General features: G+C 57.6%; 11 protein-coding genes. 9 read left to right on the top strand and 2 right to left on the bottom strand.

The annotated features are described in order from the left end of the window. Nucleotides 1-50 precede the first annotated feature (50 nt). The 5 genes from PSR62_RS09620 (at nucleotide 51) to PSR62_RS09600 (ending at nucleotide 7334) form a co-directional block, all read left to right on the top strand. Nucleotides 51-1502 (top strand): UDPGP type 1 family protein, encoded by a 1452-nt coding sequence (locus PSR62_RS09620; protein ID WP_338020187.1) that lies wholly within the window; start codon nucleotides 51-53, stop codon nucleotides 1500-1502. 159 nt (nucleotides 1503-1661) lie between these two features. Further along, nucleotides 1662-3542: an HlyD family secretion protein gene (locus PSR62_RS09615; RefSeq protein WP_274407552.1), complete on the top strand. Its 1881-nt coding sequence runs from the start codon at nucleotides 1662-1664 to the stop codon at nucleotides 3540-3542. Beyond that, nucleotides 3539-4402, top strand: a complete 864-nt coding sequence (locus PSR62_RS09610) for an ABC transporter ATP-binding protein (protein WP_274407551.1) — start codon at nucleotides 3539-3541, stop codon at nucleotides 4400-4402. Before PSR62_RS09615 ends, PSR62_RS09610 begins: the two co-directional genes overlap by 4 nt. Then, nucleotides 4399-5730, top strand: a complete 1332-nt coding sequence (locus PSR62_RS09605; RefSeq protein ID WP_274407550.1) for an ABC transporter permease — start codon at nucleotides 4399-4401, stop codon at nucleotides 5728-5730. The genes PSR62_RS09610 and PSR62_RS09605 overlap by 4 nt, the downstream gene beginning before the upstream one ends. A gap of 137 nt (nucleotides 5731-5867) precedes the next feature. After that, nucleotides 5868-7334: a Gfo/Idh/MocA family protein gene (locus PSR62_RS09600; RefSeq protein ID WP_274407549.1), complete on the top strand. Its 1467-nt coding sequence runs from the start codon at nucleotides 5868-5870 to the stop codon at nucleotides 7332-7334. Between the two features lie 119 nt (nucleotides 7335-7453). On the opposite strand, the gene PSR62_RS09595 is transcribed toward PSR62_RS09600, so the two are convergent. Then, a complete protein-coding gene (locus PSR62_RS09595) occupies nucleotides 7454-8584 on the bottom strand; it encodes a HEAT repeat domain-containing protein (RefSeq protein ID WP_274408197.1) in 1131 nt (376 codons plus the stop codon). 331 nt (nucleotides 8585-8915) lie between these two features. On the opposite strand from PSR62_RS09595, the gene PSR62_RS09590 reads away from it, so the two are divergent. Next, complete coding sequence (locus tag PSR62_RS09590) at nucleotides 8916-9833, top strand: phosphoadenylyl-sulfate reductase (protein ID WP_274407548.1); 918 nt, start codon at nucleotides 8916-8918, stop codon at nucleotides 9831-9833. 36 nt (nucleotides 9834-9869) lie between these two features. Next, nucleotides 9870-10295, top strand: coding sequence for an Rrf2 family transcriptional regulator (locus PSR62_RS09585; protein WP_274407547.1), 426 nt, complete (start codon nucleotides 9870-9872; stop codon nucleotides 10293-10295). Between the two features lie 575 nt (nucleotides 10296-10870). On the opposite strand, the gene PSR62_RS09580 is transcribed toward PSR62_RS09585, so the two are convergent. After that, nucleotides 10871-12925 carry a flagellin gene (locus PSR62_RS09580; protein ID WP_274407546.1) on the bottom strand — a complete coding sequence of 685 codons (2055 nt, stop codon included), beginning with the start codon at nucleotides 12923-12925 and terminating at the stop codon, nucleotides 10871-10873. Nucleotides 12926-13191: 266 nt separating this feature from the next. On the opposite strand from PSR62_RS09580, the gene PSR62_RS09575 reads away from it, so the two are divergent. Beyond that, nucleotides 13192-14169, top strand: a complete 978-nt coding sequence (locus PSR62_RS09575; protein ID WP_274407545.1) for a GIY-YIG nuclease family protein — start codon at nucleotides 13192-13194, stop codon at nucleotides 14167-14169. A 126-nt stretch (nucleotides 14170-14295) separates the two neighbouring features. Then, nucleotides 14296-14973, top strand: coding sequence for a hypothetical protein (locus PSR62_RS09570; protein WP_274408196.1), 678 nt, complete (start codon nucleotides 14296-14298; stop codon nucleotides 14971-14973). The last annotated feature ends 3 nt before the right edge of the window (nucleotides 14974-14976 follow it).

Raw genomic sequence — 14976 nt, 5'->3', positions numbered from 1 at the left:
TGCTCGCGATTTCATTCCTTTGCGTTTCCTCCAGAACTCAGCCGTTGCCAATGTCTGCCGACCAGCCATCTGCTCCAAGCCAATCGCCACTTTCATTCGCGGAACTGAAGGCACGCTTGGAACCATTCCAGCAAACTCAGTTGCTGCGATTCTGGGACTCGCTCGATTCTGACGGGCAGTCCCACTTGAGCCACCAGATCGCACAAATCGACTTCGCTCGATTGAAAACGTTGGTCGAAGGAAAGGACAAATCCGTCGACTTCGCGGAACTCGCCTCGCGGGCCTCCATGCCACAAGCGGTCGCCAGCGACGGAAGTGGCTGCGACTGGACCCTGGAGCAAGCCCAACAGCGCGGCGAAGAAGCCTTGCGAGCGGGTGAAATCGCGACGGTGCTGGTCGCCGGTGGCCAGGGCACCCGCTTGGGATTTGACCAACCCAAAGGCATGTTTCCGGTGGGCCCGGTGAGCGACCGAACGCTGTTTCAGTTTTTCGCCGACCGCTTGATCGCAGCGGGCCAGAGGTATGGCGTGGACGTCCCGCTGTATCTGATGACCAGCGAAGCGACCCATGAGGAAACACGCCGCTACTTCGAGGAAAATGACTACCTGGGCCTGAAACCCGAACAAGTCACGATTTTTCAACAGGGCACGATGCCCGCCGTCGATGCGGCGACCGGCGAAGTGTTGCTGGCCGAGAAAGGTTCGCTGGCGCTCAGCCCCGACGGTCATGGCGGGACCCTGCGAGCACTCTCGCAAAACGGTTGCTTGGACGAGATGCGAAAGAACAAACGGAAGCATCTGTTCTATTTCCAAGTCGACAATCCCTTGGTCGGTTTGTGCGATCCAATCTTCATTGGGCACCACTTGCTGGCCGGCAGCGAGATGACCACCCAAGTCATCCGCAAACGGTACCCGACCGAGAAAGTCGGCAATGTCGTCGAGATCGATGGGCAGACTCAGATCATCGAGTACAGCGATTTACCCGACTCAGCCGCGGAGATGACCAACCCCGATGGCAGCCTGAAACTCTGGGCGGGGAACATCGCGGTGCACCTGTTCGACCTGAACTTTCTCGAACGAATGCTGCAACTCGACGCGTCCCTGCCGATCCACCGAGCCAGCAAAAAGGTGCCTCATCTCGATGCAAACGGGCAACCGGTGACCCCGGAACACCCCAACGCCACCAAATTTGAACAATTCATTTTTGACCTGCTTCCGCATGCAAAAAACACGATCGTTTGCGAAGCAGATCCCGCCGACGCCTTTGCACCGGTCAAGAATGCCAACGGCGCGGCAACGGACACCCCGGAATTGGCTCGCCAGGCGATTTGCGATCTGCACCGGCGTTGGCTGCGTTCCTGTGGCGTCAGCGTGGACGATTCGGTGCAGGTCGAAATCAACCCTCGATTTGCCTTGGATCCCGCAGAACTCAGCGAGAAAATCAGCAAACCGGGACAAACCGAGGCCGAGCAAACGATCTCATCGGATCGATATTTTTGCTAATAATGGTTGGGACATCGTCTGGTTGGAGTAACATATTGGCCCGACTGGTGGACTTGCCGTGTTCACCGCCCCGCACGAAATCTCCCGAAACCTTCGCTGATTTCTGGGGTTCAAGCCGTTAGCCCTCCGTTCTCTCCCCACGGCCCCCGCCTGAAAATCATGCGATCATCCCAATCCAGCCCACGACGGCAGAATGTCGTTGCGGAGCGAAGTCGCGTTCGTTCGGCTCGCCAACTCCTCCAACCATCCCGCTGCTGCACTCCCAAGGGGGTGGCTCCAGCCGATTCTGTCAGTCCGCCACGGACCGGCGGGATCATGATCGGATTGTTGATCTGCCTCATTCTGCTTGGAGTGGGCGGTTACTTTGGTTACCAGCGATACGTCGCCCAGAAATCGCAGATCAGCATTGACGACTTGATCGTGACCAAGACCACCAAAGCAGCGTTCGATCACACCGTGATTGAGCAAGGAGAAATCGAGAGCAGCAGCAACACCGAAATCGTCTGCCAGATTGAATCGCGTGGTGGTTCGGGAACATCGATTCTGTGGGTCATCGACGAGGGCTCGCGAGTCCGCAAGGGCGACAAACTGGTCGAACTGGACTCCTCCAATCTGGAAGTGGAACTGAAAGAAGATCGCATCCAGGTGATCACGGCGGAGGCCAACGTGGCGACCGCATCGGCACTGGTTGAACAAGCCAAAATTGCTCGGGAAGAATACCTCGAAGGGGTCTTCAAGACCGATGAGAAAACGATTCAGAGTGAAATTGCCGTCGCAGAACAAGAGCTGCGAAAAGCTCAATTGGCCATCGGCAGTACCGAACGCTTGGTCGCCAAAGGCTTGGTCAAATCATTGCAACTCGAAGCCGACAAGTTCGCGCTCGCCAACGCTCGCAACCAATTGGAATCGGCCGAAGCCCGCTTGAAGGTGCTGCAAAACCTGACCCGCCGAAAGATGCTGGTCCAATTCGACAGCGACATTGATGCGGCCGAAGCCACGCTCTCAGCCGCGCGTGCAGAACTGCTCTCCGAGCAACAGGAACTGGGCGAAGTCGAGCAACAAATTCAACACTGTGTGATCTACGCTCCAACCGATGGCGTGGTCGTTCACGCCAACAAATACAGCTCACGCGGTGGCAACGCCGAATTCGTTGTTGAGGCCGGGGCCCAAGTGCGTGAACGCCAAGCCATCATTGAACTTCCTGATCCCACTCGCATGCAGGTTCGCTGCAAAGTCAATGAATCACGGATCACCCTGCTGAAAAAAGGCATGCCCGCCAAGATTCGCTTGGATGCCTTGCCCGATGTCGTTCTCAAAGGTCGCGTCACCAAGGTGAACCGTTACGCCGAACCGGGAAGCTGGTTCAGCTCTTCCGTCAAAGAGTACGCCACCACCATCGAAATCATCGACCCACCAGAAGTCATCCGGACCGGCATGACGACCGCCGTCGAAATCTTCATCCAACAAATTCCAGAGGCAACTCAAGTGCCGATCCAGGGATTGTACGAACATGGCGGCAACATGTACTCGCTGGTGCAAACCGGACCAATGGAATTCGAAACCCGGAAAGTCGAAGTGGGCGCCATCAATGACACAATGGGCCACATCCTGTCGGGATTGGAACCGGGTGAACAAGTCATCTTGAACTTGCGAGAGCATTTGAACCTGTTGGACCTCCCGGAAATCATCGCGGAAGACAACAGCGAAATGCGAGACATTCGCGAAACCGCACCGACCGACACGGAAGATGCCTCCGACACCGAAGCCAGTCCCGACGGCAAACCCGGCGCGGGACCTCCAGGTGGAGGGCGTCCCGGTGGCAGAAAACCCGGCGCGGGCAAACCTGGCGGCAACCGCGGCGCAGCAGGCAATGCCGAAAGGCCCAACCGCTCACGTCCGAACCAGCAATCCGCGACGGAGACCACCGTCGATGGTGTCGCTGCTTTGGACTCGGCCTCGCAAGAGCCAACCGCGATACTTGAGGCTGACACCACAGCGTCACTCAGCGAGGTCACTGACACTCCCCCGGTCGCATCATGAGCGTCCCCAACGCCTATGACTCTCAGACATCGGTTGCATCTTCGAGCGGCACAGCCTTGGCATCAAACAAAGAATCCGAATCGGGCGCAAACGGAAAGCGTCTCGCGACCAGCATCAAGAAACTGACGAAGGAATACGTTCTCAAGAGCGAGACCGTGCGAGCACTTCGCGGTGTGTCCTTTGATGTCCCTGAGGGTGACTTTGTGGCCATCATGGGTCCATCCGGAAGCGGCAAAAGCACGCTCTTGAATTTGCTGGGATGCTTGGACCAACCGACCTCAGGCCACTTGATGCTGGGCGACGACGACATCGGCACCATGACCGATGACGAGTTGGCTGATATCCGCAGTCGCCGCATCGGATTTGTCTTTCAGTCTTACAACCTGATTCAACAACTCAGCGTCGTTGAAAACATCCAGGTGCCGCTGTACTACCAAGGCAAACTTGGCCCGGAACAGCACCAGCACGTGGTCGAATTGGCTGGACGCGTGGGCCTGGGCGACCGCCTGGATCACCGCCCCAATCAACTTTCTGGTGGACAACAACAACGCGTCGCGATCGCTCGCTCGTTGGTCAACGACCCGTTCTTCATCCTCGCGGACGAACCGACAGGAAACCTGGATTCGGTCACCACCGAAGAAATCCTGACGCTCTTCGATGTGCTCAACAGCGAAGGCCGAACCATCATTCTGGTGACTCACGAAGACGATGTGGCGGACCGCGCCAAACGAGTGGTGCGACTCAAGGACGGCATGTTGCACAGCGATGAATTGGTTCCCGAATCACAACGCCAACAAGCTCGTGAAGCACAGCGTTCCGCTGCCCAAGCCATCCTTGCGAAACAAGGGCTCGAATCATGATGTGGCTCCGTACCTTTTCGCTCGGCGTCAAAAGCCTGACCCTGCACCCGCTGCGCACCGGACTGACGATGCTAGGCATCCTGATCGGTGTGTGGGCCGTGATCGTGCTGACCGCGATCAGCCAAGGCGCCAGCGACCAAGTTCAGAAGCAAATTGAATCACTCGGTGCCACGACGATCATCGTCCGCACGGTCAAACCACCGGAAGAAAAGCTCGCGGAAAGCTCCGCCTCGAAATACGGGCTGTTGCGTTCCGAACTCGACCAAATCATCTCGACTCTGCCAACGATTCAAAAGGCAGTGCCGATTCGTGAGATCCGTCGCCAATTCACTTATCGCGACAAATTGTGTGATGGACGTTTGGTCGGCAGCACGCCCGGCTACGCCACCGTCAACCAACTCAAGATTCGCGAACGTGGCGGACGGTTCCTGACCGACGCCGATGGAATCAACAACCAAAATGTCTGTGTCATCGCGACCGGCGTTGTCGAACGTTTGTTCCCTTATGAAGAACCGATCGGCAAACGAATCTACATCCCCGAGCACACGGATTTCTACCGCGTTGTGGGCGTCCTGGAAGCTCGCAACCCATCCGCCGCCATCGGTGGATCCTTGGATTCGCAGGACTTCTCCAAGGATGTCTACATCCCGATGCAGACGATGCAAAAACGCATCGGTGACACAATCGTGACACGCCGAAGCGGCCAGTTTCAAATCGAAATGATGGAGCTCAACCAAATCACACTGCAGGTGGAAAAGGTCTCGCAAGTCCGAACCACCGCCGCTGTGATCCAAAACATCTTGGCCCCGAAACACGCCGAAGTCGGGGACATCGCTGTCGTGGTCCCGCTGGAACTGCTCGAACAAGCCCGCAACTTGCGATTGATGTTCCTGGGCATTGGGATCTTGATCGCCTGCATTTCACTGCTGGTGGGCGGGATCGGCATCATGAACATCATGCTGGCCAGCGTCACCGAACGGACGCGAGAGATCGGGATTCGACGTGCCCTGGGTGCAAAACGAGCCGACATCGTCCGACAATTTTTGGTCGAAACCATTGTCCTCAGCTTCGCAGGGGCCTTTCTGGGAATTTTATTGGGCTTTGCCGGCCCACCGATGTACCGCTTGTTCATGGGATTGGTTGCCAGAGGGTTCCCCGAACAGTTCGCTGCCCTGCCCAGTGCCATTCGCGATTCACAACCTGCGATCGTTTACGAAACCATTCCTTTGGCGGTGATCATCGCTGTCCTGGTGGGTTTGGTCAGCGGCTTGTATCCCGCGATTCGCGCCGCTCGGATGAATCCCATCGAAGCCCTCCGGCACGAATAAGATACTTTGGCGTGGGGGACATGGTCTCCCGCTACCAAAGCCTCTGGGGTGCTTTGCCTTTCCTTAACGGCATCGGTACCCTGGAAGGAAAGAAATCCAACGGATCCCCCGTCTTTCAACTTCATAGGATCAACAACATGCGTGAAGTCTCGACTTCAAATTTCGGCAGGCGTCAATTTCTAGCCGGTATGGCAGCAGGAGTCGGCACCGTCGCCCTCAGCAGTCCTCTGCGTGCCGCTGCGAACGAAGAAGTTCGCATTGCCGTTCTGGGTGCCGGTGGACGTGGCGGTGAACTGGCTCGCACCGTCCACGGTGTCAGCGGTGCCAAGTTGGTCGCGGTTGCGGACCCCGATGAGAATCGCGCGGCTTCATTGGCCGGCAAATTCGGTGCAAAACCTTACACCGATCTGCGTGAAGTCTTGGACCTCGACGACGTGGACGCCGTTGTCATCACGACCTGCAACCACTGGCACTGCCTGGCCGCCATCTGGGCCATCGATGCTGGCAAGGACGTCTACGTCGAAAAGCCCTTGTCGCACTCGCAGTGGGAAGGTCGCCAAGTCGTCGAAGCCGCCAAGAAGTCCGGCGCCATCGTTCAACTGGGAACCCAGCAGCGCAGCGATCCCATCCAAATGGAAGCTCGCCAGTTCCTGCACAACGACAAAGGGCTCGGCGATATCAAATACGTCCAAGCCAACCGGCTCGGAGTTCGCGGCCCCATTGGCAAACGCGACACACCACTCGAGATCCCCAAAGAAGTCAACTACGACTTGTGGCTTGGCCCTGCTCAGGACCAACCCATCATGCGGAACAGCCTCCACTACGATTGGCACTGGGACTGGAACACCGGCAGCGGTGAAATGGGCAACTGGGGTGTCCACATCTTGGACGACATTCGCAACGTCGCTTACCAAGACCAGGTTTCAACACCATCCAAGATGATCGCCGCTGGCGGACGCATGGCTTGGAACGATGCGGGGCAAACTCCCAACGCGCACTTCGCTCTGTTCGAAACCGAACTCTTCCCGACTGTGATCGCGTTGAGCAACATGTCGATCAAACCGGGCGAAAAAGGCAGCTGGAAAGTCCCCGGCGGCAAACCCATGACCGGACCAGGCAGCGGCTATGTCATCGTTTGCGAAGGTGGCTACTACCTTGGCCAACGCGGCACCGGCAAAGCCGTCGACTTGGATGGCAAAACCATCCGCAGCTTCAAAGCCAATGTCAGCACCGTGCCGGCTCACGTCAGCAACTTTGTCGAAGCAGTGAAGAGTCGCAAAGCCGACTCCCTGGCCGCCCCGATCGAAAACGGTCACTACAGCACCGGTTGGTGCAACTTGGCCAATGTCGCCATGCGTTGTGCTGGCACTTACAACGACGAACAGGTTCGTTCCGCTTCGGAATTGCCCGCTTGGTCGGCCGTGCTCGATGACATGCACGAATCGCTGAAACGATACGGCGCCGACATGTCGGAACTGAAGTCCGGCCCGATGCTCACGCACGATTCCAAGACGGAACAATTTGTGGGCGAAAACGCCGACGTCGCCAACCCGTTCCTGCGTCGCGAATACCGACCTGGTTACGAAGTCAAACCCGTTGCCTGATTGAGCCCGCTTTATGATTGGGCCCGCTGCCAATTGGCACTGACCGACTGAAAAACGAACGCCTTGGTGAGCCTGCTCTCCAAGGCGTTTTTGTTGATCCTGCCCTGATTGCCTCGTGCTTAACTGTCGCGTCGCAAATCGGAACGTGGTGGCGACCGCAACTCAGCGAAGTACTTCTTCCAGGCGGATTTGTCATAGCCAAAGTCGACGCCGGGTGCGATCGATCGGAGCAACTGCAACACCTCGGGATGCCGATGCGGCGTCTTGACGACCACCTGCTTGCTGCCCTGCGAGAACCCGCCGCCTCCCTGGTTATCGAAACCGGCTCGCGAGCCGCCACCGACCTGCTGCGTTCGTTCTTCGATGGTGATCAAAGCATTGATGTACGCAAACGCGGCTTCTGAATTAGGAAAGAACGAAAGCGCTCGGGCTGCCGCTTTGACCTGCTGCGGGTTGTTGCTCTTCAGCCAAGGCATGTACGTCGCCATGGCAGAACCGGTCTCATTGGATTGCAACCACCGCAACGCTTCTTCACGAAGCACATCGTCCGGTTCCAACAACCCTGTTTTGACGATCGCTTCCACCGCCACACCGGTCCGGAACTGCATCAGTTTCTTGAGCCACACCATCCGCACGGGACGCCAACTCGCCCCGCGTTTCTGAGAATCAATCAACTCCTTTGCAATCGCTTGCGAGGCCAACGGATCCTCGATCGCCTCCATCTCTGCCATCGCTTCGGCATCGCCACGAAGAACCTTCGACAACAGTTGCTTGATTGTCTTGATCCAATGCTTGGCCGTTTTGTCGTTCACATCCGCGTTTTTTCGCCAGGCCAGGACCTCGGGCAGAACCCACTGCCCCTTGCGGTCTTTCACCAACCCTTGGTTGCGCCGCCAGACTTCGGTCAGAATCCACTTGCCATCACGCTGCGTGTACCCCAGCGCCGCCCGGGCATTGGGATGATCGGGCAACAAATCAATCGTGCGCATCAAGTGATACTGACGTTGCTGCAACAGGTTGTTTTGCTTGCACCATGTCGCCAACTCGTAATGGGCCTGCCCGTCTTGGCCAGCTTCCGCGACACGGCGACGGTATTCGCTCAGCTTTTCCTCGCCGACGATCATCCGTGAATTCGCTTTCGCGATCGCGACGGAGAGCTCCGAATCGACCTGCACCAAGACATAGGGCGTTTTCTTACCCTCCACTTCGCGAACTTTGCCGGTCAATTGCCCACCGGTGCTCAGCAGCAGTGTGTCCGCCATTGTGCTCGCCATCGGGATGCCCGCCAGCCCCATCGCACACACCATTCTCCCCATGATTCGCGTCTTCCGACGGGAAATGGACCGACATATCAGAGTGGCGTGAGAGAAAACGTGCATGTTCCAGTTCCTTGGCTCAGACGGCGAAAGGGAGTGTCGCACCCCAATTATACGTCAAACTCGCGGGGATCCACTTCGATCGACTCAAGCGGATCCCGCTGGCGGCCGATGGGGATACTTGACCATTCAGATCATGTTTGTAAGGTTTCACAATTCCAAAGTCATTCAGACGGCTTTTTCGGCGGTCTGGAGATGAGTCGCAATGCCCATTCGCCTGAACGAGACAGCCGTGGTGAACCCCACCGATGTCCCCTCTGAATTCGAATCTCCCCCTGCCTCGGATGAGTCAGTGCCCAAACCCTCTCTGCGCGTGCTGACGCCCGCTGAAATCGCTCACAACGCTGCTGCCGCGGGCCCTGACGTCGATGCTCAGGGCATCCCGATGAAACGGGGCGCCTTGGCAGCCGATCCGCCCCTGAATCCCACCGACGAGTTTTTGGCGGAACTGAAACGAGACAGTGAGTCACTGGAATCGGCGACGCCACAGGAAATCTTGAAGTGGGCCGCGGATCGATTCGCTCCCAAATTCACGATGGCGACCGCCTTCGGTCCCGAGGGCATGACGATCATTCACATGCTGGCGACCATCGCCCCGGACACTCCGATTTTCAATTTGGAAACCGGCTACCAGTTCCAAGAAACGCTCGATCTTCGCGAAACGGTGAAGCAACGTTATGGGATGGAAGTCCAGTACAAATACCCCGACACAACGGTCGAGGAGTTCGAAGCTCTGCACGGCGGACCACTCTACAAAACCGATCCCAACCGCTGCTGCTTTGAACGCAAACTGAGAGTCCTGCATCGGGCGGCCAGTGGTTGGCACGCCTGGGCCAGCGCGATCCGTCGCGACCAAAGCGAAGATCGAGCCAAGGCTCCCATCGTGGGCTGGGACAAGAAGTTCCAACTGGTGAAAATCAGCCCGCTGGCGAACTGGACCAAGAAGGATGTTTGGTCGCTGATTACCAAAGAGAGCATTCCTTACAACCCGTTGCACGATCAGGGTTACCCGAGCATTGGATGCCAAGCCTGCACGCGCCCCGTCCAAATTGGCGAAGACGAGCGTGCCGGTCGGTGGACTGGATTCCAAAAGACGGAATGCGGACTGCACACTGCGGATTGAACTAGATCGGTTGCCCCCTGCTCGGAGAATTTTGCGATGGTGATCAACGCTGCCGTTCATTACGCCTGCTTAGCGATGATGGATCTGGCCATGCACAGCAACGACGGGCAACCGGTCCGTACGTCCGAGATCACCTCGCGTCACGATATTCCTGGACCTTATCTGGTTCAGATTTTGCGCACGCTGAAGTCCACTGGTTGGGTCCGCGCCGTGCGTGGTGCTCAGGGTGGCTATGTCTTGGCCGTTGACCCTGATTCGATCACGTTGCTGGACATTGCCGAGGCAATCGGGTGCACGGAATCCACTGACCGGGGTGACCAACCCATGTCAGACGCTCAGCGCGCCCTGCAACGACGATGGAACGAAGCCTCAGAAGAATCCCGAGCACGCCTGGCTCGCGTCCGCTTGGGCGACGTCGTCCGAGAATGCCAAGACGTGGCCGCACCGATGTTCTACATCTGAGCAAGTTGGCAGGGATGATTGGGCAGAACCATGTGAGCCGGTTGGGCGTTCGTCCGGTTGTGCATAGGAACAATGACGTTTCCCGAAACAGTGTCCGCTTGATCGAACAACCGCGGAGCGGTGACAGTCGACAGCGTCGGGTTTCAACCCGACGTCGCGGATGCCCCCACCTCAATCCAAAGCCGCGGAGCGGCGACAGATCAATCCGAACTCATTGCCAACTGTCGTCGCTCCGCGACTTGTGTGTGTGGTGATCACGGCCGGACCTTGGGTTGAAACCCAAGGCTGGCCCAATGCCGTCGCTCCGCGACTGTGCGGTGGAGATCTCGCCAACCAACCGCGGAGCGGTGACAGTCGACAGCGTCGGGTTTCAACCCGACGTCGTGGATGCCCCCACCTCAATCCAAAGCCGCGGAGCGGCGACAGATCGTTCCTTGATCCGGCCTACTTGGCTCGTCCACCACGACAGGGATTGAACGTGCGTTGCTCCCCCCCAAACAAACAACGCCACCGATCCCATGACTTGGAACCGGTGGCGTTCGTTCTTAAAAGTTTGCCTGGGCCAAAAGCGAAGCTTAACCGAGCAAGGACAACACGTTCTGTGGATTCTGGTTGGCCAGTGAAAGCACATTCGTTCCCGATTGCACCAGGATCTGTGCCCGGGTCAAGTTGGCTGACTCTTGTGCAAAGTCAGCGTCGCGGATCGAACTCTCGGCTTCTTCCAAGTTGGCGAGTGTCTCGTTCAAACTCACCAAGTTGCTTTCCAAACTCGTGGCTTGGAATGCACCGAGTCGACCACGCAGGCTGGTGACTTTATCGATCACTTCGTCGATGACCGATGCGGCTCCGTTGACGTCGTTGGTCAAGCTCTTCGCTTGCCCACTTCCCAGTTCGTACAAACGGCCCGACGCACCACCAAGTTGACCGGTGCTCAAGCTGCCGATGCCCAACCGAGCTTGTTGATTGCTGGTGACGTCCGGTCCCAATTGGAACAGCGCCCCACCACCTGTGATCGAGAACGAGAAGTTGGCGGAACTCCCGTTGTCAACAGTCACTTCCAAGTCCAAAGAAGAAGTGTTGATCGACAACGTGTTTGCACGCCCGTCCGCTTCCACGCCGTTGACGGTGGCCGAGATGTCCTGTCCCGTTGCTCGCGCCACGGCCAAAGAGGATTCGAAGGTTCCCGAAGCTCCCTCGTTGATCACGTCAATGTTGATCAACGCTTCCGACCCATAGTCCGTCGACGTGAACGTCAGCGCGCCGGTCGCGGTGCTGGCGGAGATCCCGGTGCTGTCGCTGACCAAATTGATCGCAGCAGCAATTTGATCTTGTCCGGTTCCACCAGCGAAGTTGAACGTTTCGGCGCCCTGGGCTCCGTTGAGCTGGAACACCAAGTCATCCAACAGCACTTCCCCGCCGGTGTTGCCGGTCGTCAGTGGCGAATCGGGAGCAACGAATGCGTTGGCCCCTGAATTGTTGGTGCTGGTGAATAGATTCGTGCCTTCACTGTCTTGGACCGCATCAATGGCGGTCGCAATCGCAGCGTAATCACGATTGGTGGACGTCGCGGCTTGCGAATTGTAAGTGACTGTCAGGATCTTTTGCTCTTCATCAAACGAGGCGGTCGCCGCATCATCGGCCGCCGCATCGTTCAAGTCGACAAACTCGATCTGGACATTGTTGAATTCGGACCCTTCTGCAATGGCATCAACTTGGAAGGCGACGTCGGCCGTGACTCCGGTGGGCAACGCTTGTGTTCCAGCAACCGCAGTTCCCGAAGCAGAGAACCCATCCAATGCGTCGATCAACCCTTGGATCGCAACCGCACTCGCATCGGCGTCCGCTTCTCCGACATTCAATGAGTCACCCGTGAAGTTGCCGGTGACGGTCAACACCCCGGTCGTGTCATTGTAAGCCACCGCGCCCGTGTTCGAATTGTTGGGATCATCCACGAAGGCGACACTGGTGAAGCCGTCTGGTCCAACGATGTCAATGGACTCGCCATTGATATCCGCGGTCGTGGAACTGCCGAAAGTGGCAGACGCTTGCGATGCGGCACTGAAGCCGCCCGTCGTCACTGTCGCTTGAGTGGCCTCCGACTGAACCACGACTTCCACGTCGATCTGGCCAGTGATTCCTAGGTTCGCTTGGTCGATATTGATATCACGAATCGAATCAACGCCGCCCGCGGTCGACACAAAGTCCAACGAACCATCTAGCAATTTACGACCTTGGAAGGTCGTGGTCTGTGCAATCCGGTTGATCGCTTCCAGGGATGAGTCGATCTGCAACTGGTTGGCCGCAATCTCTTCTTTGGACAACGCCCCGTTATTGGCTGCTTCCACCACCAAACCGCGAACGTCGTTGAGCAGGTTGCTGACCTGCCCCAACGCACTGTCGGCGGTGCTGATGATTTGGCTGGCACGACGAGTGTTGGTGATCGCTCGGCCAAGACTAGTCACTTCGCTTCGCAACGCCTCACTGGCAATCAAACCAGCAGGGTCGTCCGCCCCGCTGTTGATTCGCAGCCCCGTGCTCAACCGAGTCAATGCCGTTTGCAAGTCATCGTTGCTAGCCTGCAGTCGGTTTTGTGCAACGAGCGACGAAACGTTGGTATTGATTCTTGTCATGGGTGGCGAACTCCGTTTCCGATTGACTTCAATCCAAGTCGGGAAAGGCCGCAAATCCGCGGTCGTGACTTAGAAACAAAAAGGGGGGCAGCGGCCTCATGCCGCAAACCGGTGTTTGATTTCTTCGATCCTATCGTCCGGCTCGCCCCGATGATGGCAATCAAACCGCCTGAATCACCGCCCGTTGCCGTCGCAGCACGTTGCACAACGAATGATTGCTAAAATCAAGAGAATGCAAACCAATTGCCTGACCGGAATCCTTTGACATGCCAACCTCCACGAACCAAACGTTCCCCGGCAACCAAACAGATCCCTCTCCAAGCACGGGCTCCCTGATTCGTTGTTTTTTCGCCGTGTGGTTGGCAATGGCGGCCTCTCAAGACGCCCGCCCGACACTCGCGCAAACCACCTCCGCCAGAGTGGGTTCGCCGTCGAATCAGGCCATCCACAAGGATTTCACTCCCGAATCAATCCGGGAAGCGTTTCGCGACACCCATCAAGGATTCAGCAGCGATGAATTGATCCTGCAAGACAAACTTCGAGACGCTTTCCTTCAAGAATTGGGCATCGCTCCCAAACAAGAATCGCAATTTGACGCTCAGCGAGCAGCCCTACGAGCCTTGCTGCAACTTCGCAAACGCGGCGATTTGAATGTGCCAACCACGCAACGATCCAGCCCGACCTCGGCCTCCATCAACGCCGCCATTCCGACCGCCGAGATCGCCATCCGAACAGTTCTTGATCGACACGATGCGATGATCGACGATGTCCTCTGCGACCCTAAAATGCGAATGGAGTTGCAGCAAGAAGCTGAACGACTCTCGAAAAATATCTCCGCGGAAACCGTTCGACGAGCGGTTCTACGACTTCGAAAATCACGGCGGCTTCGCCCGGAACTTGTCCTCCGGGTGGCCGACTGGGATCGAACCGTGACCACCCACCCAATGAAAGAACTCGATCTGGAGTCGCTCCCCAACACCCCGGGCGTTTACCTTTTTCGCGACTCGACCGGGTACCTTTACATCGGTGAAGCGATTCGATTGCGAGACCGTATCGGTGACCACCTCCGCGGCAGCCACAACGCTGGCTTGGCAAACGTCCTCAGCGATTCCGAAGCCAACCCCGTGACATTGGAACTGCACGCGTTTCCAAACGATTCACCCGCGAAGAAAATCACGGTCCGGCGGGCTTACGAGAGCGAGCTGATTCGCAGTCGCCACCCTCGTTTCAACCTCCAACCATAGCCTCGGTCCGGCAAGGGATTCCGTTTGTAACGATTGCAACGATCGGGCTGCCTCCCAGAGACATTCCCAGATCGATTTTTGTCCGATGCCCGACCTGATCGCCAAATGCGAACTACGTTGGCTTCTATGAAATCGCTCGTCCCAGCCCTCCTGTGTCTCGCCACGATCGCCCTTGCAGGCGAATCGCGATCAGCCTCGGCCGATTGGCTGGCCCTGCCCAGCACCTACACGCACGACGTTGCAACCGGCCAACGCGTGACTCAGTTTGCACCGATCGACGCGCCCACCACTGCGATTTCTCAGCCGCTTCGAACCAGTGGTTACACCCACTACCGCAGCACACTTGCCTACGGGCAATCGGCTGACAACTACCACCGAGTCGAAGAATGGGGCGATCCCGTTCGCCCCTACGGCGAATGGCGTTTTCCATATCGCCCTTACAGCACTCCTTATCCGAACTGGGGCCAGCCCTACGGTGGTCTGAACATCGGATTGGGTGGCGGATACGGCTGGAACCCCCCCACACAGTACGGCCCCGGCTCTGGCCCCAACGGACAGTGGCCCAACGGACAGTGGCCCAACGGACAGTGGCCCAATGGACAGGGCCCTCATCAAGGCGGGCAACCGCACGGTGGCCCAGCGACCGGTCCAGGTGGACCGGGGCATCATCACGGTGGCGGACACAACCGTGGCCCGAACCCCGCTGCCGGCACCAACCAGTTCGCTCCTTACCCAGCCGGTCAAGGAACGCCGTACCCAGTGGCACCGTACTACGATGGATACTCGCCGATCTATCGCGACTGATCC

This window comes from Rhodopirellula sp. P2, assembly GCF_028768465.1.
Taxonomy (GTDB): Bacteria; Planctomycetota; Planctomycetia; order Pirellulales; family Pirellulaceae; genus Rhodopirellula.
Note: the sequence above shows the minus strand (reverse complement) of the source record. Positions and strands in the feature narration are given on the sequence as shown.

Excerpts from the sequence above, each read along its gene's own strand:
- PSR62_RS09620 (WP_338020187.1), top strand. The coding sequence starts at position 51 with ATGTCTGCCGACCAGCCATCTGCTCCAAGCCAATCGCCACTTTCATTC.
- PSR62_RS09590 (WP_274407548.1), top strand. The coding sequence starts at position 8,916 with ATGCCCATTCGCCTGAACGAGACAGCCGTGGTGAACCCCACCGATGTC.
- PSR62_RS09575 (WP_274407545.1), top strand. The coding sequence starts at position 13,192 with ATGCCAACCTCCACGAACCAAACGTTCCCCGGCAACCAAACAGATCCC.
- PSR62_RS09570 (WP_274408196.1), top strand. The coding sequence starts at position 14,296 with ATGAAATCGCTCGTCCCAGCCCTCCTGTGTCTCGCCACGATCGCCCTT.
- PSR62_RS09615 (WP_274407552.1), top strand. The coding sequence starts at position 1,662 with ATGCGATCATCCCAATCCAGCCCACGACGGCAGAATGTCGTTGCGGAG.
- PSR62_RS09600 (WP_274407549.1), top strand. The coding sequence starts at position 5,868 with ATGCGTGAAGTCTCGACTTCAAATTTCGGCAGGCGTCAATTTCTAGCC.
- PSR62_RS09605 (WP_274407550.1), top strand. The coding sequence starts at position 4,399 with ATGATGTGGCTCCGTACCTTTTCGCTCGGCGTCAAAAGCCTGACCCTG.
- PSR62_RS09580 (WP_274407546.1), bottom strand. The coding sequence starts at position 12,925 with ATGACAAGAATCAATACCAACGTTTCGTCGCTCGTTGCACAAAACCGA.
- PSR62_RS09610 (WP_274407551.1), top strand. The coding sequence starts at position 3,539 with ATGAGCGTCCCCAACGCCTATGACTCTCAGACATCGGTTGCATCTTCG.
- PSR62_RS09585 (WP_274407547.1), top strand. The coding sequence starts at position 9,870 with ATGGTGATCAACGCTGCCGTTCATTACGCCTGCTTAGCGATGATGGAT.